Below are 348 nucleotides of genomic sequence, written 5' to 3'. Positions count from 1 at the left end.
CATTTGTTTTTGTTTTGTTTATTTTATTATTTAATAAATTTAATCAAAACCACATATTTGCTATGGAAAAAGAAGATATTGCTTCTTCTTCAACATCAAATAGAAACCATTTGAATAAATCAAAAAAATTAAGTTTAACAGATAGTTCAAAAAGTTACGTAACTTTGAAAGAAGTAAATAATAAAAAATCAAATACACCAAATTTATCTTATTATAATATTTTAAAAAGTTTGAATTTGGATTTAACTAGACCTAGTCATTTAGGAGTTTCTTCTTTAGAAGAAATAAAATATAAATTTTCAGATATTTTAATCAATTTTGCACCTTCATTTAAATTTTATGGTTCTT

General features: G+C 20.4%; 1 protein-coding gene. It reads left to right on the top strand.

From position 1 onward, the window contains the following. Nucleotides 1-62: 62 nt before the first annotated feature. A partial coding sequence (locus OL66_RS03490; RefSeq protein WP_156956365.1) for a hypothetical protein occupies nucleotides 63-348 on the top strand: 286 nt, incomplete at its 3' end.

This window comes from Chrysanthemum yellows phytoplasma (genome assembly GCF_000803325.1).
GTDB classification, from domain to species: Bacteria; Bacillota_I; Bacilli_A; order Acholeplasmatales; family Acholeplasmataceae; genus Phytoplasma; species Phytoplasma asteris.
This window is presented reverse-complemented; position numbering and strand designations above follow the sequence as displayed.